The sequence below is a fragment of the Nitrincola alkalisediminis genome, from assembly GCF_009821115.1.
GTDB classification, from domain to species: Bacteria; Pseudomonadota; Gammaproteobacteria; order Pseudomonadales; family Balneatricaceae; genus Nitrincola; species Nitrincola alkalisediminis.
Map to the genome: position 1 here is coordinate 416,601 of NZ_VYTY01000003.1, position 21,510 is coordinate 438,110.

The 21,510-nt window shown below is 44.5% G+C and carries 16 protein-coding genes; all 16 read left to right on the forward strand.

The annotated features are described in order from the left end of the window. Positions 1–3 precede the first annotated feature (3 nt). The 16 genes from tssK (at position 4) to F5971_RS07480 (ending at position 21,408) form a co-directional block, all read left to right on the forward strand. The gene (tssK, locus tag F5971_RS07405; protein ID WP_036510731.1) at positions 4–1,332 is read left to right on the forward strand and encodes a type VI secretion system baseplate subunit TssK; all 1,329 of its coding nucleotides are present in this window, start codon (positions 4–6) and stop codon (positions 1,330–1,332) included. Between the two features lie 41 nt (positions 1,333–1,373). Then, positions 1,374–2,645, forward strand: coding sequence for a type VI secretion system protein TssL, long form (tssL, locus tag F5971_RS07410; protein ID WP_193494573.1), 1,272 nt, complete (start codon positions 1,374–1,376; stop codon positions 2,643–2,645). Between the two features lie 16 nt (positions 2,646–2,661). Beyond that, positions 2,662–6,132, forward strand: a complete 3,471-nt coding sequence (gene tssM / locus F5971_RS07415) for a type VI secretion system membrane subunit TssM (RefSeq protein WP_193494574.1) — start codon at positions 2,662–2,664, stop codon at positions 6,130–6,132. Positions 6,133–6,134: 2 nt separating this feature from the next. Continuing rightward, a complete protein-coding gene (gene tagF / locus F5971_RS07420) occupies positions 6,135–6,773 on the forward strand; it encodes a type VI secretion system-associated protein TagF (RefSeq protein WP_036510720.1) in 639 nt (212 codons plus the stop codon). Further along, positions 6,763–7,557, forward strand: coding sequence for a PP2C family protein-serine/threonine phosphatase (locus F5971_RS07425; RefSeq protein WP_193494575.1), 795 nt, complete (start codon positions 6,763–6,765; stop codon positions 7,555–7,557). The genes tagF and F5971_RS07425 overlap by 11 nt, the downstream gene beginning before the upstream one ends. After that, a complete protein-coding gene (locus F5971_RS07430) occupies positions 7,550–8,539 on the forward strand; it encodes a hypothetical protein (RefSeq protein WP_193494576.1) in 990 nt (329 codons plus the stop codon). Before F5971_RS07425 ends, F5971_RS07430 begins: the two co-directional genes overlap by 8 nt. Before the next feature lie 67 nt (positions 8,540–8,606). Next, complete coding sequence (gene tssA, locus F5971_RS07435) at positions 8,607–9,701, forward strand: type VI secretion system protein TssA (protein WP_036510708.1); 1,095 nt, start codon at positions 8,607–8,609, stop codon at positions 9,699–9,701. Positions 9,702–9,716: 15 nt separating this feature from the next. Continuing rightward, positions 9,717–10,235, forward strand: a complete 519-nt coding sequence (gene tssB / locus F5971_RS07440; RefSeq protein ID WP_036510705.1) for a type VI secretion system contractile sheath small subunit — start codon at positions 9,717–9,719, stop codon at positions 10,233–10,235. After that, on the forward strand, positions 10,228–11,727 hold the full coding sequence (tssC, locus tag F5971_RS07445) for a type VI secretion system contractile sheath large subunit (protein ID WP_036510702.1): 1,500 nt from the start codon (positions 10,228–10,230) through the stop codon (positions 11,725–11,727). Before tssB ends, tssC (F5971_RS07445) begins: the two co-directional genes overlap by 8 nt. Positions 11,728–11,759: 32 nt before the next feature. Next, positions 11,760–13,085 (forward strand): type VI secretion system contractile sheath large subunit, encoded by a 1,326-nt coding sequence (gene tssC, locus F5971_RS07450; RefSeq protein ID WP_036510699.1) that lies wholly within the window; start codon positions 11,760–11,762, stop codon positions 13,083–13,085. A 32-nt stretch (positions 13,086–13,117) separates the two neighbouring features. After that, positions 13,118–13,567 carry a type VI secretion system baseplate subunit TssE gene (gene tssE / locus F5971_RS07455; protein ID WP_036510696.1) on the forward strand — a complete coding sequence of 150 codons (450 nt, stop codon included), beginning with the start codon at positions 13,118–13,120 and terminating at the stop codon, positions 13,565–13,567. Then, entirely contained in the window at positions 13,564–15,393 is a 1,830-nt protein-coding gene (gene tssF, locus F5971_RS07460; protein WP_036510693.1) for a type VI secretion system baseplate subunit TssF, read from the forward strand. The genes tssE and tssF overlap by 4 nt, the downstream gene beginning before the upstream one ends. Continuing rightward, positions 15,381–16,412, forward strand: coding sequence for a type VI secretion system baseplate subunit TssG (gene tssG, locus F5971_RS07465; protein ID WP_193494577.1), 1,032 nt, complete (start codon positions 15,381–15,383; stop codon positions 16,410–16,412). The genes tssF and tssG overlap by 13 nt, the downstream gene beginning before the upstream one ends. Before the next feature lie 21 nt (positions 16,413–16,433). Continuing rightward, positions 16,434–18,119, forward strand: a complete 1,686-nt coding sequence (locus tag F5971_RS07470) for a serine/threonine protein kinase (RefSeq protein WP_281348280.1) — start codon at positions 16,434–16,436, stop codon at positions 18,117–18,119. 2 nt (positions 18,120–18,121) lie between these two features. Then, positions 18,122–20,758 carry a type VI secretion system ATPase TssH gene (gene tssH / locus F5971_RS07475; protein WP_193494579.1) on the forward strand — a complete coding sequence of 879 codons (2,637 nt, stop codon included), beginning with the start codon at positions 18,122–18,124 and terminating at the stop codon, positions 20,756–20,758. Then, on the forward strand, positions 20,755–21,408 hold the full coding sequence (locus F5971_RS07480; RefSeq protein WP_036510680.1) for a hypothetical protein: 654 nt from the start codon (positions 20,755–20,757) through the stop codon (positions 21,406–21,408). The genes tssH and F5971_RS07480 overlap by 4 nt, the downstream gene beginning before the upstream one ends. Positions 21,409–21,510: the final 102 nt, after the last annotated feature.

Below are 21,510 nucleotides of genomic sequence, written 5' to 3' on the forward strand. Positions count from 1 at the left end.
TAAATGAATTGGTATAAAAAGGTTGCATGGACCGAAGGGATGTTCATGCGTCCACAGCATTTTCAGCAGCAAGATCGTTATTTTGAAAAGTTTGTGAACTTAAAAACAACCTCTCTGGGTGGTTGTGCATGGGGCGTTATGCATTTGGCTCTTGATCAGGGCGCGTTGAAGATTGGCAAGATTATGATAAGTGAATGTGTTGGCATTTTTGAAGACGGAACGCCCTTTGAAATGCCTGGCACTGATCCGCTCCCTGATGCGTTGGATATTAGTGAATTGAAAGAAGGGGATTTGATTAATCTCTGTTTACCCTTATGGAAGAAGGGGGCAGTGGAGATGGATCGATCACAGCAGGAGGTCAGCCATGCTCGGTATCGTATTGAAACGCATAGCATTGTAGATTCAGTTGCTGGGCGCAGCCAGGTAGCAGATATTGATGTCGCGCACAAAAAACTGCGGTTATTACCGGAGCGGCTGGTGCATCAACACATGACAACGCTTAGGATTGCTCAAGTCCGATCCGTATCAGGCAACACAATAGAATTAGAGAGGGAGTTTGTACCGCCTACGCTTCATACTAGGGGAAACACAACGTTAACTTCTTATGTACACGAAATTGCAGGGCTTTTGTCGCTGCGAAGTCAGCTGTACGCTCAGCGAATCCTGAATGCAGGAACCGAAGGGGCCGCGGATATTTCGGATCTTATGCTGTTACAGATTTCAAATCGCTATAAGGTTTTGTTTGATCACTACAGTCAATTAGAACACATTCATCCTATGGTTGTGTATGAGCAAGGTCTGAGTCTTGCTGCGGAGCTCGCAACATTTACATCCGATACTCGGCTGCCAAAAGACCTTAGGGGCTATGATCATAAGCAACTCAAGGCTTGCTTTGTTGAGTTGATTCGGGAGCTGAATCGATCGTTGAGTACCCTATTGGAGCAAAATGCCCATCGCATTGAACTTGAGATGAAAGGGTATGGCGTTCGTGTTGGTCAGATTCCGAGCAATGAGTTGTCTGATCGCGCATACATCTTGGTTGTTACCTCGGATATGCCAAAAGAAGTCTTGAGAAATAAGCTACCGACACATTTAAAAATAGGTCCAGTGGAATTGATTACACAACTTGTTAATCGTCACCTGCCAGGCATAAAAGTTGAACCTATGCCCGTAGCTCCACGACAAATTCCCTATTATGGAGGTGCCGTATATTTCGAATTGCAAGCTCAAGGTAAGCACTGGGACAGCATTAGTGCGAATCGGTCAATCGCACTTCATATTGGTGAGCAGTTTCCAAATCTGGAAATGGATTTGTGGGCGATAAAATATTAATTCAGGGATGATCAATGGCCTTTATCAAAGATAGAACAGTTATGATTCCTACCCCGGGAGGGCGTGGACGGTTTGACACGAGCCCAGAGGTTCAAAAGGAAGTCTCGTCGTCTATCCTCTCGGCCGAGGAGGTTTCACAGCTATCAAGTGGATTGAATGTGCTGGAGAACAGTGCGTTCGAAATTTTATCTCTGTTGCCATCCATTCGTACCCAAACGACTGAGCTCACTGTGGATCAGCTCAGAAGCAAGTTGATCGCCATGGTCGAGTCCTTCGAAAGATCAGCGTATGAAGCCAATTTAGACTCGAAGGATGTGGAAATTGCGCGGTATATTTTGTGCGCAACTGTTGATGAACTTGTCATGAACACACCTCTAGGTGAAGAGGCTCAATGGAGCCGACATTGCCTTCTAAGTCATTATCATGGAGAAACCTGGGGGGGTGAAAACGTATTTGTCATTCTTAGCAACTTAAATAAGAACCCGCACAAGAATATCGATTTATTGGAGTTGATTTACATTTGTTTGGCACTGGGTTTTGAAGGAAAGTATGGCGTAGAAGCCGATCGTCTCAGCCAATTGTATGAGCTTAAGAAAAGCCTCTATCACACGTTGACTCAGATTAGAGGAACGATGCCCAAAACACTGTCCCCACATTGGAAAGGGGAGGATACGCTTGCTAAAGCCTTGCGCAATTTTCTACCACTTTGGGTCGCCGCTGTCTTTTTAGTCGCCATGGCGTGCATGGTGTATTTTTACTTGTTGATTCATGTTAACGATCAATCGAGTACTGCATTACGCAGTGCATCCAGAGTACTCACCGAGCAGCACAGTCAGTTTAGAGTGCAACTGCCACAGGTAAATGAGTCTGTATTTATTCGGGTCAGTCGTTTATTTGCTCCTGAGATTGAGAAGAATCAAATTCGTTTATCCGATCGTTCGCAGCAGATCCGCATTGTTATTAATTCAGATTTGCTTTTCCGTTCGGGCAGTGCGGAGCTTGAGCCTGAATATGCAGCGCTGATTTCCTACATGGGTAGGGAGTTGATGAGCGAGCAAGGACGAGTTTTAGTTGAGGGGCATACCGATAGCATTCCAATTAACACCATCAGATTTCCATCCAACTGGCACTTATCCCAAGCACGCGCGGAGCAGGTCAAGCGCCTACTGGAACAGGCGGGTCAAGAGTATGGACGTTATCAAATCGAAGCGAGAGCCGATACTCAGCCGCTCGCAAGTAATGCAACACCGGAAGGGCGTGCACAAAATCGGCGGGTTGAGCTTGTACTTTTACCAGAAACGGATTGGCGATAATGAAAGGGATATCTGAATGAAAATGTTTTTTGGCACTTTTCTCAGTGTCGGGAGCTTATTGAGTTTAGTTGCACTTGGGCTGATAAGCCTAATGATTTGGTTTGTTTTACCTGCGTTAACGATGGGAGGCGCTGAGCCTTTTCAATCGATGTGGGCACGTGCGAGCATGATCGCATCTTTATTTGTGATGAGCTTTGCTTACAAGTTGAGGGGATGGATTGCAGATCGTAATCGTAATCAAAAATTAGAAAAGGCGGTCGTAGAAGACCCCTCACGGCCAGAAAGTGAGTCGACGGATCCGACTGAGTTTAAGACGAAGTTTGAAGAGGCCATTCATGTATTAAAAAAACTAAAAAACCCTGCTACTAAGGGGCATTATCTCTATAACTTGCCATGGTATATGCTCATCGGCCCTCCTGGAGCAGGTAAAACAACGGCATTGATTAATTCCGGATTACACTTTCCTTTAATGGATCGTTTTGGTGCTTCAGTTCGAGGCACGGCAGGAACTAAAAGTTGTGATTGGTGGTTTACCGATCAAGCGATTTTGATTGACACAGCCGGTCGTTTTACAACTCAAGATAACCAAGTTGATCGAGATAAAAAAGACTGGAATACCTTCCTATCGCTTCTTGTGAAGTATCGAAAGCGTAGACCCATTAATGGCATTATCGTGGCATACAGTGTTGGTGATTTAGTTAGCAAGGATGAAGCTGATCTGATTGCGGATGCAAAGATGATTAAGCGTAGGGTGTATGAGCTTTACGACACGCTTAAGATTAAGTTTCCAGTCTACTTGGTTCTCACCAAACTCGATTTATTACCGGGTTTTGATGAATATTTTGCGACCTTAGACACTGAAGGTCGAGAGCAAGTGTTTGGGACGACCTTCAAGCTAACCGAGCAGGACGTTGACCCAGTCAGCGGTTATTTGATTGAGCATCGCTTATTAGTTGAGCGTTTGCAGGTCAAAGTATTGGATGTGCTTAAACAAGAGTCTGACCAGTCTAAACGAGATGCGGCGTATATTTTTCCGCGAATGATGGCGTCCCTGCAGGATCGAATAGCGTTATTGATTGATAGCAGTTTTACAGCGACTCGATTTGAACAGCCTATTATGTTACGGGGGGCGTATTTTACCAGTGGTACTCAAGACGGCAGTATGTTGGATCGAGTGATCAGTGGTTTATCTGCGCATTTAGGGCGAGCAAGATCAGCGGATAAACGTCAAGGTAAAAGCTTTTTTATAAAGCATTTGCTTCAAGAGGTTGTATTCAAGGAAGGGGGGTTAGCTGGGCAGAACAGACGATTTGAAAAAATACAATCAGCACTCTATGTCATGACGTGTACATTCATGTTATTGGCAACCGTCGGTATGTCGGCTTTGTGGTATCAAAGTTATTTAAAGAATATGGAGTATTTACATCAGTTTGACGAAGCGATTGTTGAGATTGATCAGTTAAGCCAAAGCCTACCGGAAAGCGATCATAGTTTAGAACGCATACTGCCAGTGCTACATAAAACACGTCATTTGCCCTTTGGTTATGCAAGCTTAAATGACAGGGGGCCTTGGTTCAAAGGCGCTGGGTTAAATCAGACGGGCAAAATGCAGAATGAAGCCATCGCATTGTACGAGCGCTCTTTGCTGAATATCTTACTTCCCCGCTTTATGTTTTTTATTGAAAATCGATTGATTCATGCATCTGAGACGACCTACGATGATTTGACAATGTATCAAATCTTGGGAGGAACTGTTGAAAAGGACGATGATTTTATTCGACGTTACTTGCGCTTGGTTGTATCTAAAGACGGTCAAATACTCGGTGACAGTCTAGGTCTGCATATCTTTCATTTGCTGTCTATTTTACCGAATCACTATGCACCCACATTGAATCAGGAGTTGCTGGAACATGCACAACGAAGAGTTTTGCAGCAACCCGCGGCATCCCGCTTGTTGGATCAAGTACAGCACGAAGCAAAGCGATTGCAGCTACGACCGTATCATTTATTGGATTTAGTCGGTACTCAGGGGGCGATGATTTTTTCTGTTCAGGGTAAAGGGATTCAAGATACGTTAATCGATAGCCATTTTACACATCAAGCTGCTCAGCTTTTTTTTGCTGAACAAACAGATCCACTTGCTCGAATTATCGCAAAAGATGCGCAGGTGTTAGGTTATGACTCAATATTGGAGGAACGTTATAGAGCGGATGTATTCAGGCAGTATTTGCAGCAGTATCAAGAGGCGTGGTTGCAGACGTTGCAATCGATTGAGCTAACGGATACGTCCGACTCACAAGCAAAAATCCGCACGATAGAAACCTTGACTCAAGCAGGCTCTCCGCTCACTCAGTTGCTAAGCGTGGTTCGAAAAAATACTGAGTTCTCGGCACTCTTTGTATCCCCAGCAACACTGGTTGAGCAAGGGCTTGATTTTAATTCACTTGACGAGCTGGCCTTGTTAAGCCAAGCCAATTTCGATGTTTTATCCTTAGAGGCAATGCCTGTTTTGCTTCATCTCCATCAGTTAGTCCACCCCAATGAGGCTGGGCAGTTTGAACGCTTGTCGCAACTCTATGTGCAGCTAAATGAGTTGAGCGTCTTTTTAAAGGGCTTACAAAGTAGCATCAATTTAGAGCGAGCCGCATGGATGCAAGCCAGTCAGCATCAGGGAGTGAGTGACGTGGTGACGCGTTTGGAAAATGAGATGTCACGTCTACCCGAGCCTATATCGGGGTGGGTGGCTCAATTGATTAACTCTGCGAAAGCTCAAACCGGAGCGCAAGCGCGCAGTTATATCCAAAATCAATGGTCAAGCAACGTAGTGCCCGCGTGCCGCGATATGATCGAAGATCGATATCCCTTTTCAGCACATGCTTCTCGCGAAATGACCCTAAGAGACTTAACCACCTATTTTGCATCTGGTGGAATCGTTGACCGTTATTTTCAAGAGTTTTTAGCACCATATGTTGATCGATCACGCACGCCATGGCGTTGGCAAAAAATTACGGGTTTCGAGTCCATGGAGGTGAATAGAGTCCTTCGGCAAATCGAATTAAGTCATCGAATTCAAAATATGTTTTTTGGCCCGGGTGGGCAAACGCCGTCTCTGAGTTTTGAGTTGGTGCCAAGGGATGTTGATCCTAGCATTCTAAAGGTCACTTTGGTGGTTGATAACGAAGAATTAAGCTATTCACACGGTCCCAAATTAGGCCGTCGCTTTACGTGGCCTTCCGCAAATCTTAGCACTCAGTCATTTGCACGTTTGGTTATTGAAACGCATGAAAATGCGGAGTCGTTGACAGAACGGGGGGAGTGGTCATTGTTTAGACTGCTGGATAAAGGGCAGATCACATCATTGGACAGTGAACGTTATTTACTGGAGTTCAAAACGCGTAAAGGTGTTCCCTTGTCTTTCGAGTTGATTGCGGGAAGCGTCTACAACCCGTTTGATGCAAATCTATTTAAATCCATCAGGTGTCATTGATCATGAAATCTATTGGTATCTATGGCAAGTTGCCCGCTCATCGAGATTATGTGTTACTCAATTTACCTGAGTCTGTTGAGGCCACTTTATATGACTGGTTAGGACCTCTTTTGTCCGAGGCACAAGCAACGCTTGGGTATGAGGCATGGTTGAGTGCATATTTAAATGCCAGTCCTTGCGGCTATGCTATCGCATTTCAGCGACCTGAGCCGATGATGTATATCGGAGTTATGACCTCCAGTGTTGATGCTGTGGGGCGCTATTTTCCTCTGCTGAGCGGTGTCCAGCTGACGGGTGAAAACGCCTTGGTGAATTTTAATCCCAGAGCGATGCAAAATGTCCTCAATGCGCTTGTCGATCAACAGGTGAATGCACTGCATCAGCGGCAATCCATAGAAGTACATTATCAGTCCGTAGTCGCTTTATTATCAAAGGATTTACTTACGCCGTGGCAGGATAGCTCGCTTGCTCACTTGCCAATGTCCGCTCAGTCAAACGACTCCATCCCGCTACTTGAGGGCGTTCAGTCCTATTGGTGGGCGTTGGATCAGCCCAGCCTAGAGATCATGTGCATGGGACTACCGTCGGCTGATTTTTATCAATCCCTTTTAGCCTTGGAGTCGGCAATTCATGACGGATAAACAATTGTTCCCCAACCCGCTACCCGAGATCAAAACCTCTGTGTCTAGATGGATTAGTGTCGGAGACAGCCTGGCAGGTCCAGTAAGGGCATGTAACGAGGACCGAATTTACGCAGACGATGCCTTGGGCTTGTGGTGTGTTGCCGATGGGATGGGCGGTCATTCTGAAGGGGGGGTCGCCAGTAGTTTGATTACTCAATCCTTAGAGGATTTACACGCAGATGAGATCGATAATATTGATGATTTACTCAATAAAGTCATCGATCTTTTAAAGACGACCAATCAAATTATTTACTCCCTTGCCTCTGAGATGTTCGAGTCCAAGCAGATCATGGGCTCGACCTTTGTCCTTTTGCTTCTATCGAAGGATAAGGGGTATGTGTTATGGGCCGGCGACAGTCGCCTGTATCGTATGCGGGATGTCTATTTTGAGCAAATCACGATTGATCACACGCAATACGAAGCACTGAAATCTCAGCGTTTACTGGATGAGGTGAATGGGCAGAGTACAACAACGCATCCTGCAAGCCACATTTTGACACGTGCTATGGGTGTGAGTGAGCAGATTGAAATCGATATCCAAGCTCTGGATGTCAAACAAAATGATGTATTTCTACTGTGTACGGATGGACTTTACAACGTTATGGATCAAATGGAGCTGGGTAAATTATTGTATTACGCCGATGACTACGCCTCGGCATTGAAAACACTCATTCACACAGGCGTTGTACGTGAGACATCTGATAATCTGAGTGCTGTCATAGTTGGAGATCGTGATGCGTAACCTCTGGTGGCTAAGTTGTATCTGTGTACTGGCGGCGTGCAATACGATGCCTGAAAAGGAGTTGCATGAGGTTGATGAAGTTACCATTACCGATGAGGACTTGATGAGATTCTATAAAGGGTTTCATCAGGTGGGTGTCCGTTTGTTAAGCGAAAATGCCGGAGCGGGCGGGAGAGCGAATTTAAATCAGTTTTATGCGCTTTATTTCAATGATGAAATTGAGTCAGCTATAGAATACTTAGGGATGTCATTGTTCGCAGACCCGTTTAATGAAAACAGCCGTGTGGTTGCCGCGCAGGTTGAGTCTCAGAACTTATTTGGCTTATTGAGCCAAGGCAGTCAAGGGCGAACCGACGTCAAGACACACCTTGTCAACGGACAGGCAAACTTTCTCGAATTATCAAAGCGAATATATGGCACTGAGCACTACGCTGTATTGCTGCAACGTTACAACCAAGCCTTTAATGAACATTACCCTCAAATAGAGATTGTGCTTGCGCCTGAGTTGGCATTGCTTCCGGTTATTGGTGAGCATTTTCAAAAGGCTCGACCCGTTCGTCAAGTCACCAGGGGGGAAAGGCCAAGATCTGACGTAGTCCGATCTCAACCCGTTCCCCCGTCTAGAGTGCCGACTGAACCCGTGGCGGTTGTACCCGATGAGGCATCTGAGAGTGCGCGTGTCGAAATTGTTGTACCACCTGTCACACCTGAGCAGTTGCATCAGCAGGGTCAATCATCTTTAGCCTATCAACGATTACGGGCGCAGAGTGAAGCCGAGCGTAATACGCCGTTATATGAACAGCTACGCGAAGAGCTGGTTGATCAGCCTTACCGAGAGGGTGTTAGTTACTTTCACGATCAGGAGGTCGAGAAAGCCGTTGTGCGGTTCAAACAGGTGTTGCGCTTAGAACCCAGCCATCAACGTGCTCAAGATTATTTAGAGCGAGCGCTAAAGTTGAGTGAACGTTTAACTCACCCCTAAAAATGCGTTAGGGGTGAATACAGGTGAAAGGATACAAATCCTATTTTGTTAAATTAGGATTTTTTGAATGGAGTTGGATATGGATATAAAAGGGTTGCATAAACCTATTTCTGATGAGTTTCCACAAGGTGAGGATCTGCGCTCTGGCCACTGGCGTGAAGAGGTGTATGCGTTAAAAGATCTAAGAAACCTGTTACGAAATAAAGAGCGTCAAGCCCTGAGTGTTGAGGATATTTATGCAGGTTATCCAGCTTGGCAGCCCTTATTCGAACGATCCGTTTTTCTGTTAGAAAACGTTAGCAAAGATTTAGAGGTGATGGCCTGGGTGATTGAATCCGCTTTGCGACTTGATGGATTTAAGGGCCTTGCTGAAAGCCTTACTCAATTAGAGGCTCTGCTGACTTTACATTGGCCGAATCTATACCCTAAAGATGAAGATGGATTTGAATCAACTCTATTTCCATTAACAGGTCTGAATGGTTTGTCTTCAGAGGGGGCTTTGATCATGCCCTTGAGAATGGCGCCTTTGTTTATGGGCAGCCCTGCGGTTTCATTGTTGGATTGCGTGAAGGCTTTTGAGGTCTCAGAAACCAAAGATCCTCAGAAGAAGGAAGCACTTAAACAAAAGGGAATGCTGGATTATGAGTCTGTGCAAGCTCAGATTGCCGAGCTTAGTTATGAACGTCGACAAGGATCCTTGTCTTTTATAGAGCAATGTGTCGACACATTTTCCAGGATTGAACAGTTTTTGTACGATCATTGTGGTCATGAATCTCCACCTTCCTCACAAATAAAAGGCATTTTGCAGCAAGCTCTTGATCGTGCTGTGCATCTTGCTGCCTTATCTGACCCTTTAGAAACCCTGGAACTACCGAATGATCTCATTGAATCTAAACAGGAAAATCTAGAGGTAGCGAGCCCTATCACGGCGATAAAGGCAAATCATGTCAATATTCGAAATCGACAAGATGCCTTTATTCTGATTCGAAAACTGATTGTCTTTTTTAAAGAGACAGAGCCTCACTCGCCGATTGCTTATAACTTAGAGCGTATTAATCGATGGGGGGAGTTGAGCTTACCTGAACTGATTAGCGAGCTGATCACAGATGAAAGTGCACGTTTGAACTTTAAAAAAATCACTGGCGTTGAAGACATCAACTAATAAGGGAATAGAAATATGAGCGATAGTATTCACAACAAACTCGAAAAAGTGCGTAAGCCCAGAGTTCATATCAAATATGATATTGAAACAGAGGGCAAAACCGTTGAAAAAGAATTGCCTTTTGTCGTTGGAGTGATGGGCGATTTTGTTGGAAATCCGTCTCAGCCTAAAAAGCCTCTATCAGAACGCAAATTTGTTCAGATAGATCGTTACAACATGAATGATGTAATGAAAAAAATGGAACCAGGTTTGAATTTAAAGGTAAAAAATACCTTAACCGATGATGATAGTCTGATGTCCGTTGATCTGAAGTTCACTTCTATGCAGGACTTTGAGCCGGGAAGTTTAGTCGAGCAAGTTGAACCCTTAAAAAAACTACTGGACACTCGAAATAAACTGCGTGATTTGTTAACCAAGTCGGATCGTTCGGAAGAGTTAGAGTCTATCTTAGAAAGCGTTCTGCAAAGTACTGACAAAGTTGGGCATCTCGCGTCACGTTTAAATGAAGACAACAAGGAAGGTAATGATGAGTAGTACACATTCACAAGCCGTATCAACGCAACAGGGTTGGTTAGATGACCAAGGCGATATACTGGATCGTGTGATTTCTGCAACAAAGCAGACCAGCGCAGATGACACTAAAGATTTAATTCGCAATTTATTAGAAGAAGTTCAAGAAGGAACCGTTGTTTGGGATCGTAATATTGCGAAAACTATTAACCAAGCGATTGCCCTGATTGATAGCCGAATTTCATCGCAATTATCTGAAATTATTCACGATGAGTCCTTCAAAAAACTGGAAGGAAGCTGGCGAGGTTTACACTATTTGGTGAACAACTCAGAAACGAGTAGCAACCTGAAAATTCGTGTTCTGAATGTCACGAAACGCGAGGTGTATAAGGACTTAGACCGAGCCGTTGAGTTTGACCAAAGTGAAACCTTTAAAAAAGTCTACGAAAATGAGTTTGGTACACCCGGTGGTGAGCCTTATGGAGCGCTCATCGGGGATTTCGAGTTTACCAATCATCCTGAAGACATCGAACTCTTATCAAAAATGTCGAATGTGGCCGCTGCCGCTTTTTGTCCGTTTATTTCAGCTGCTGACCATAGTTTATTTGGCCTTGAAAGCTGGCATGAGTTGTCTCGTCCAAGAGATCTTGAAAAAGTCTTTGACTCAAAAGAATACAGTAAATGGCGCAGTTTTCGTGAGTCAGAAGATGCGCGTTTCATTAACCTAACCTTGCCTCGCACACTGGCTCGACTTCCTTACGGTTCCGACACACGCATTGTTGAAGAGTTTAATTATGAAGAAGGTGTGACGACCCCAGAAGGTAAAGCAGGTGCATTGGCGCATGATGATTATTGTTGGATGAATGCGGCATACGTTATGGGGAGTCGCTTAACTCATTCATTTGCATCGACTGGCTGGTGCACATCGATTCGTGGAGCGGAAGGCGGCGGAAAAGTCGAAAACCTCCCAGCGCACATTTTCACCAGTGATGATGGTGACTTAGATCTAAAGTGTCCGACGGAGGTGGGTATTACAGATCGTCGCGAGGCTGAATTATCTAAGCTTGGCTTCTTACCACTCTGTCATTATAAAAATACGGATTTTGCTGTGTTTTTTGGTGGTCAGTCGGCTCAAAAGCCTCAAAAATTTGACCGACCAGAAGCCGCTGCTAATGCCGCTATTTCAGCACGTTTGCCGTATCTGATGGCCACGTCACGTTTTACGCATTATTTGAAAGTGATGGCACGCGATAAGATTGGTAGCTTTATGGATGCCGATGATGTTGAAGCTTGGTTGAATCGCTGGCTCATCCAGTATGTTAATGACAACCCCAACTCAGGGCCAGAAATGAAAGCCCGTTATCCACTAAAAGAAGCGCGTGTTCAAGTGACAGAGGTGCCAGGGCAGCCCGGTGCCTATAATGTTGTGGCTTGGCTACGTCCATGGTTGCAGTTAGAAGAGTTGACGGTCTCCATGCGTATGGTGGCTAAAATTCCTCAGTTAGGACAAGACTGATTTAAGCGAATGTCAACATGGAGTATACAGGGATGCGTCAGGTCGACTTTTTAACATCGAAGCAGATTGAGTTAAGTACTTTAATTGCTGCCATTGACGATCGGATAAACCAGTTGCTCCATGAAATCGTCTCGCACCCGGACTTTAAGGCATTAAAGTCCGGGTGGTATGGGCTTGCGTATTTGTTAGATGAAACGGCAACTACCTCAGTGATTGTCAGAATGCTAGACATATCCTATGCCGAGTTGCTAAAAGACTTTGAGTGCTCTATGGAGTTCGATCAAAGTCAGATCTTTGACAAGGTTTACAGTCAAGAGTTTGGTAGTGCAGGCGGAATGCCCTTTGGTGTTATGCTTTGTGACCATCCAATTGACCTCCCGACCCAATCAGCTCTAAACACATACATTGGGTATTTGTATTCCTTATCACAAATAGCTGCGGCTGCCTTTTGCCCCTTTATCCTTGGCGCCAACCCTGAGCTGTTAGATCTTGATTCTTTCAAAAATCTTTCAGGGAGAATTAACGCACATAGTACCTATCAGCAGCATAAATTTGTTAAATGGAATGAGTTTAGAGCGCATCCCGATGCACGATTTATCGCAATGGCTTTGCCAAGGATGGTCATTGATACCCCCATTCATTGGCAGTCAAAAAATGGGTTTATGCTGAATGAAACGCTGAGCTCTCGTCAGGTTGAGAATATCACTTGGATGAGTGCGGTGTATCCGATAGGGAAGGTCCTCGCCAAATGCTTTGAGTCAACAGGATGGTTGGCCGAGATCTGCGGAATGCGGTTTCACAAGGCTGCTTTGCATCCGCATGTCAGTGGATTAAGTAGTTTGGTTGATGATTATCCTTATTTACAAACAGAAACACTGGTTCACGATGAGTTGTCATTAATGTTGGCAGATATAGGCTTTATTAGCTTAACCTCGACAACAAACAGTGATCAATCGATTGTTTATTCCGCGCCAAGTCTCCATAGCCCCCCCAGTTTAGAGGCTAAAGCTCCAAATGAAAGTGCCAAGTACGCCGCTCAGCTTCAGTATGTTTTGTGCGTGTCACGTTTTTCACACTACTTGAAGATTTTGATGCGAAACAAAGTAGGTAGTTTTACGTCAGCAGACGAGTGTCAGTCGTACCTTAAGGGATGGTTGCTTAATTACACCATGTCAACAAGTGATGCCTCTGAGCATTTACTGGCTAAATATCCGCTGCGAGAGGTCGATGTTCAGGTGTTTGAGCTTGCGGGGCAAGCCGGGGTGTTTAAATGTGCTGTAAAACTATCACCGCATTATCAACTGGAGTGTGTTGAGACAGAGGTATTTTTCTCAACCGATATTTCGAAACCTATTTAATGTCTTATCGAATTCAACAACAGAGGATGTTCATGTCGCAGACGTTTCTAACCAGTTTTTTTGATGATGAGCCTGAACAGCTTGTCGAGCAGCCTCTTTCTCCGAGGCAGCAAACTCAAACGTATATCGATTCTGTGTTGTCCGATGTGGATAGACTGCTGAACTCAAAAATGAACGTTGAGTTCTACGAATCCGTTGCGTTTGATCAATTGCTTAGCTTTGGTGTTGTTGATTTCTCAACCATCAATATTGCTTCAAAAGAAAGCTTAGAGCATTTGCGTCAAGTACTGATCAAAACACTGGCGACAAACGAGCCTCGCTTAACGGGTGTAAAAGTGACCATTAAAGAGTCGGCCTTTAGTCAGGCACAAATAGCCTTTCAAATTGATGCGATGCTGCTGCTCAGTGATGGTGCGGAACTGATCATGTTCAATGCAGCATTTGTCCCTGTCGTGAAGCGGTTTAGGTTGAGTCGATCATGATGAAAAAAGAACTTATTGATTATTATCAAAAAGAATTGCATTACCTTGAGCGAGTTGGGCAGGCTTTCTCTCAAAAATACCCCAAAATATCGCACAGGTTGCAGATGACGGATCAAGGAGGGCGTGATCCGCATGTTGAACGCTTGATTCAAGCAACCGCATTACTGAATGCGCGTATACGTGCCAAGTTAGAAGATGACTATCCTGAGTTAACGCAGTCAGTCTTTGATTTGATTTATCCGCATTATCTGAAGCCTATCCCCAGTCATTCGGTTATTTGCTTTGAGTCTGAGTCTGATATGTCAGCACCTGTGAATATTCCAAGGGGAAGTGCGTTAGATGGCAGAGTTTCAGAAACGAAGACCTGTCGTTTTACAACACTCTATGATGTTGATGTTTTACCACTTAGACTCTGTCAAGCGTCTTTGCAGTCAGCGCCTTTTGCTGCCCCTCAAATAGCTCAGCTTCAACAGATCTCTGGCTTGCTGCATCTTGAGTTTGATATAGCGGGACTGGATACGCAATCAATAGACTCCATGCCACTTGAACGCGTGCGGATCTATTTGAATGCTCCTAAGCACATTGCATACCCACTCTATGAGTTGTTGTTTAACCAGGTTCATTCATGGGTGATGGCCGAATCAGAAGTTGACGTTCATCCGATGAGGCTTGATTTATCAGGCATACAGGCGGTGGGTTTCAAGGATGAGGAAGCGGCATGGGCATATTCGGAGCAGTCTTCACCCGGCTATCGCTTATTGTCGGAGTTTTTCGTTTTTCCTGAAAAATTTCTGTTTTTCGAGCTTGATCTCTCTGCACTGCGGCGTATGCAGCTTAAAACGACACGCTTTAGTCTATTCTTTTATCTGAAAAATGCCTACGACGAAATCGCGCCGCACGTAAAGGCCTCGCATTTTCAACTGTATGCGACGCCAATTATAAACCTGTATTCCCAGCTAGCAGAGAGTGTTCGTCTTACCCATACGCGCACATCCTATCCAGTGGTCGCTGATTCGAGAGATCCAGAGGCGACTCAGGTCTATACTGTGAAAACGGTCACTCTTTCCAATAAACAAAACCTACCTCTTAAATTAAAGCGCTTTTTTGACTTTGATGGTAGTGCTGATGTTGATGACTTAAGCCGCCCTTTTTGGCATTTGCACCAAGAAACGTCAACAAGTGAATTGCAAGGTGGTGAGTTGTCGATTTCACTGCATAACCTTCCTCTCGATATTCTTTCAGATGATACGGCTCTATTGTTTCTAGATTGCCTAGTGACCAATGGGAACTGCCCTCATCAGCTTTGGAAGTCTGGAAAGCTTAAATCATTAACCTTAGCGGAAACAAAACCTGGAATCGAAAAGGCAAGAACACTTTTGGCCTTTAAACCTGCGAGCTTTGACCATCAAAAAGGGCAGCATTGGAAGTTAATATCTCACCTTAACTTGAATTATTTGAGTTTGGGCAAAGAGGGAACTGCAGGGCGGGTGCTAAAAGAAATTTTATCGCTTTATGATTTTAAGAACAGTCCGGAAACGCGAAAAATGATCGATAGCCTTTCGGTCGCATCTGTCGATATGGAAATGAAACGGGTTGTGTCAGCATCAGGAGTCTTTTTTTTCAGTCGTGGACACCGTTTTCATATCAAGCTCAATGCCCATGACTTTCCGGGCGCGAGCGCATTTCTCTTTTGCTCGGTGCTTGAACGGTTTTTGGCGTTGTATACCCAAATTAATTCTTTTACTCAATTAGATGTCAGTTTCAATCAGCATGAGGAGTGCGTTTACTCTTGGCCACCAAGAACGGGTGATCAATGTTTGATTTAAACTTTTATTTGCGCTATCGCCCGGTAGAGTATGATTTTTATCAATTTATTCGGCTTGCTGAATGTGTGTATGCTGAGACGACTGGCCCTAACCCTGGCTTTTCACCCTCCGATCAGCCATTGGATCATGAATTCATTCGTTTTTCTCAGGCCCCAGAATTGTGCTTTCGAACGCAGAGTGTACTCGATGTCAAAGTAGAGCCAGAGCAGCCAAAGCAACTTCATCTATTGGTGAGTGCTTTTGGATTTTATGGCGCGAATGGAGTGTTACCCCCATTTTATACCGAACTCATTCAGCAGCGACTGCGGCAAGGGGACTCTGCTTTAAAGTCGTTTCTAGATGCCGTGAACAGTCGTACACTAAGCTTTCTTCTAGCAGCGTGGAATCGCAATCGATACCCTTTTATTCATGAGAGACGGCAGCGACTTGCTCAAAGTTCATCTTTTCGTGGACAGGATATTATTGCAGGCTTTGCCGGATCTCATGCTCATCTGTTTGAAACTGAGCCCGTTCTACATCAAATATCAAACTATTTTTGTGGTTACTTTTCGCAGCAGCGAAAAACACTTGTTGGCTTAAACGCGATATTAACTAAAGTTATTGGGGTTAACGTAAAGATAACACAGTTCTATGCCCAACATTATTCTTTGTCTAAATCTGAGCGTAATAGGTTAGGTCAGAATTCTGTCCGATTAGGAGAGGATTGTGTTTTAGGTACAGAAATTGTAGATGGTAATCGAAGCCTATTGATTACGACTGACCCACTTGATTATGAAGAGTTTAAGTCCTTGCAGCCCGATGCTACTTTATATAAGCGTGTGCTTAATGTATGCCTGCAGTATTTAGGTATCGGTTATGATGTCTCATTACAACCCGTTCTCAAGGCGAAGGAAATACCCCCTTTAAATTTAACAAATAAAGGGGTTACCAATCCAATCAGGTTAGGTTATAATTCGTGGCTCAAAAACACAGCGAATGCATCGGATGCTGCGAACATAGTCTTTATGTTAGCAAATTAACTTTAGGGAACGAGTTTAGAAATGGAGTCATTGGGACGATACCAGCTTATAAGGATGTTAGGTGAAGGTGCCATGTCCCAGGTGTATCTGGCGTATGACCCTAAGCTCCAACGAGAGTTGGCCATTAAACTCTTAAAGCCTGAGTTTTCTAAAGAAAATCATAGAGTTGACTTGTTTCTTAACGAGATACAGTTGTCGGGTCGACTTCATCATCCCAATATTGTTTCCATCTTTGATCTGGGGCAAATTGATCAGCTGCATTTTATTTTAATGCAATACTTTGCTTCTCAGAATCTAGAGTCTTGGTTGGTGGATAATCCGGATCCACCGATGGAAAAAATACTTGATATCGTGTCACAACTTCTTAAAGCGATTGAGCATGCCCACTCAAAGGGTATTTATCATCGAGATATAAAGCCAAGTAATATATTGATCAATGAAGAGGGGTATGTCCAGTTAACCGATTTTGGTGTGGCATATTTTAATGAATCAAATGCAATAGAAGATGCCTTTGTCATAGGCACACCCTTATATATGGCACCCGAACAGCTTAAGGGCGATACCCCTACCGTTCAGAGTGACTTATATTCAACAGGTGTTTTAATATACTATTTGGTTTTTGGAAAATTGCCCTTCCAGGCCAGTACACTAAAGGATTTAGATACACTGATTCAAGAATCAGATGTTGACCTTAGTTCTAAACGAATACCACCCACACTTAAAAAAATAATTCGAAAACTGCTTCATAAGAATCCGGCTTTTCGGTATCGATCTGCGACAGAATTATTAAAACAGGTGGAGGCGCTTCGAGCTGAGACCCGAACGCAAGCCCACTCTTTATTTAATATAAAAATGAGCACAACCTGGCGTCATACCTGTCTAATTACCAGCTCTATCGGGCTTTTATGCGCAGTGTTGCTCTATTTTACCTTGAGTCAATTAACGAATAGTTTGCAAAGCACTCTGATTTCGTATGGTGATATGTACATTTCACAGATGCATGATCACCTTTCCGAACCTGTATTGTTAGATGACCGAGACTCTATGAATGCGATTATCAGTCGTTTTTCAAGTGCAGACGAGATAGTTTACTTACATTTACTTGATAACGAAGGGATTGTTATAGCATCCACGGATTCAAATCTTGTCGGCAATCCAAGATCTTTTCCTGAAGGAGTGGTTAGGCTGGCTTCGCCCTCAAAAAATGATGTTTATCATTACTCATTAGGTGAGTCCAAGGCTGATTTATATTTGTTTTCAACTCAAATTAGCTACGCACAAAGGGTGTTAGGACGTCTTCAGGTCGGTATGCAGCCCAGTCAAATCAAGCACATAGCGAATAAAACCTTATCCTACCTGATTGGTTTTGTTGTATTAATTTGCTTGTTGGTAACCTCAGTGTTGTATTTGGTCTATAAAAACTTTTTCAATAAAGTTCAGTCTGTGAGTTCCGCCCTACAAAATCTCTATGCAGGCAATTTTTACACGCGCTTACCTGTTGATTCGACGGATGAAGTGGGCGTGTTGAATATGCAGTTTAATGATCTTGCCGAGCAGTTAGAAAACTTCTTTGAGAATAGTCTGAACTTTGAAATATCAGATCGCTCGTCAACGGTGAATGAAGATTTTCAAACGGTTTCTGCTGAAGCAGAGTCCGACATAGACGTAGATAAAACTGTGATTATCAACCTCGATAAAGGGAATTAAATATGGATGCAAGGGCATTGATTGGCAAACTCTCGGATACCGCTCGTCAAGGTGTTGAAATGGCGGCATCTGTTGCGGTCGGACATCGACATTACTCTGTTGAGCTTGAGCATTTAGTCATTGGTTTGCTGCGGACCGAAACCAATTCCTTAGCTGTCTTGTTAGCCCCTTATCAATTGAATGCCACGTTAATGATTGAAGCGATGGAACACTCCATTGCTCACTTTGATCAAGGCAATCACCATGCGCCATCATTCTCTTCACAAGTTATTGATATTTTTAAAAAAGCTTGGATGCTGTCCAGTCTGGAATATGGTCTGCCTGCTATTTCATCTGCGGCTTGCCTTGTGGTCTTATTTCGAGAAGAGTCTTTACGTTTATTAATCATTTCCCGCTGTCGTTTTTTAGACAGGGTTGATTTAGATCGTATTGTGAGAGAAGGGCATTGGCTTGCACGACAAGAGTTTGAACAAGGCTCTTCAGTCGATCAAGCAGAGCTTTCCGTTGATAATCACTCAAGTCAAATGCCAGAAATGCCGAAAAAAGTGTCCGCGCTCGAGCGATATACACTCGATCTAACTGAGCGTGCACGTGCTGGTGACATAGATCCTGTCATAGGGCGAGAATCTGAAGTGCGACAGGTTATTGATATTTTATGCCGTCGCCGACAAAACAATCCATTACTGGCGGGTGAGGCTGGTGTGGGTAAAACGGCCATAGTGGAAGGCTTGGCATTGCGTATTGTAGCTGGACAAGTGCCTGATTCTTTAAAACAAGTGGCGATCAGAGTACTCGATTTAACCCTATTGCAAGCGGGAGCGGGTGTTCGAGGAGAGTTTGAGCAGCGTTTGAAGTCTGTGGTGGACGAGGTTAAACAATCATCGGTACCCGTGATCTTATTCATTGATGAAGCACATACGTTGGTGGGAGCGGGTGGATCGAACGGGCAGGGGGATGCGGCCAATATTTTAAAGCCCGCATTAGCACGAGGTGAGTTACGAACCCTGGCCGCAACTACTTGGGCAGAGTATAAGCGCTTTTTTGAAAAAGATGCGGCACTCACTCGACGCTTTCAGGTGGTTAAAGTTGAAGAGCCATCGATTGAGGTTGCTTGTGCAATGTTGCGAGCCGTTGCCAGTCGATTTGAAACACACCATGGGGTGATTGTGTTAGCCGAGGCGATAGAGGCAGCGGTTACCCTTAGCAAACGCTATATTAGCGGTCGCCAGCTTCCTGATGTCGGTATTTCATTGTTGGATACGGCGTGTTCGCGAGTCAGTATGCAGTATCAACGCCATCCCTCCATACTTGAAGACTTACAGGGCGAAATGGAGGCCTTGCGAGTTCAGGTGCAGCGTCTTGAGCGCGAACAAGCTTTGTATGGTACTGAGCAGCAAGCGCTCGCTGGTTTAAATGAAAGGCTCGCGAGCTTCGAAATACGTGAAACCGAAATCCTTCAGCGTTGGCATGATGAGCGAACGCGTGTTGATCGTATGATTTCGATTCGTAACGCGTTGTTGGGTGAAGAACTCGAAAAAGCTTCTCTTTTGGAGGAGTTAAGCCTCCTGCAAAACGAGTTGAACGAGATTCAGGGTGAAGCTCCACTGATTCGCCCTCATGTTGATAAGCACGTTATTTCAGAGGTCGTTTCAGCTTGGACGGGTATTCCTGCAGGTAAAATGCTATCGGATGAGCTCATGCGAGTGATGTCTTTGCGCCAGGAGTTAGGAAAGCGGATTGTTGGACAAGACCATGCACTGGATCGTGTTAGCGAGAGTATTCGTGTTTCCAGAGCTGGGTTGGCAGACCCGAATCAGCCTCTAGCGGTGTTTATGTTTTGTGGAACAAGTGGTGTGGGTAAAACTGAAACGGCGCTGGCGTTGGCGGATTTGATGTATGGCGGCGAGCAAAACCTAACGGTCATTAACCTCTCAGAATATAAAGAGGAGCATAAAGTATCCTTGTTGATGGGTGCTCCGCCGGGATATGTCGGTTATGGGGAAGGTGGCGTGTTAACCGAAGCTGTTAGACGCAAACCCTACAGCGTAATTTTGTTGGATGAAATTGAAAAGGCCCACCCTGGGATCCAAGATATATTTTATCAAGTCTTTGATAAAGGAATGTTAAAAGATGGGGAGGGGCGTGATATCGATTTTCGCAATACACTGATTATCATGACCTCTAATGCGGGTACCGAGACGCTTACGGCATGGCATCATGACTCTGAGGCGGACCAAGATTTTGACAAAATTGATGGCCTGATCAAACCCGAATTGTTGCATTACTTCAAGCCTGCATTCTTAGGGCGTCTGAGCATTATCCCGTATTTACCCTTGCAGGATGAGGCACTGCAAGGAATTGTGGCATTGCAGTTAGATCGAGTCGTCCAACGCATGCGCATGGAACACGGTATTGAATTACTTTACGGTGTGGAGGTGGTAAAAGCGATTGTCTCCCGTTGCCAAGAAGTGGATACAGGGGCACGAAATGCTATCCACATTATTAAGAAACAACTGCTGCCCCGACTCTCACTGACCCTACTGAATCATCTTAGCAGTGGTGTTGAGTTAATTTCGTTGGAGATCACGGTTGATGATCAGGGGCAGTTGGGTGTTGCCGTGAATGGAGGGGGCGAATGAAAACGCGTTTACTCAGTCTAGTATGGACATCGATAGCGTTATCCGGCATTGCAGTTGCAGACACGACGTTGATTTCGGCAAAGGATATTAAACATAATTTCAGGTTTGCGTTACCTGAGAACTATCAACCGAAGGACATGCAATCGCATCCTCGTTATCACGGTAATGTGTTGGTATGGGCTCCTGTAGAGTCCAGTTTGCAATTGAACCAATTCAGACAACTGCGTTTGCTTGTCCTGACAGATTCAGCGGCAAGCCAAGGTTATGACTCGAGTGTTCAAGGATTACGTGCTTATGCACAATCCGTTTTACAGAACATCGAGTCTGGATGTGCTTCAAACTCCATACACCTCACGGCTCAAGTTCAAGTTAAGCAGGGTGTCGCATTTGACTGGCGTCAGGTTTGTGTTAATGGCGAAAGAGGCGAAGATTACCGAGTTGAACAGGGGCGTTTATTTATATCCGAACTGGGTGTATTTGGATTAAGTCAGTTTGGTTACAGTACGCGTAAGATTAATCAGATTCCAGAAGTGGATCGGAACTGGTTTGCAAAGTTCTCTTTTAACTCGGATTTTTGTCATCACCAGATGGATTGTGGGCACGAAGGATACTTCCAAGAGGCCATCAAGTTTAAATCCGATCAATCGTAAAGATTCAACATATTTAATCCCATTGCTAGGGAAACCCTTAGCAAGAGATGGATCTATAGGTGAAAAATAACTCTGCGTTGTAATGCAAGTCGCACTACAGGG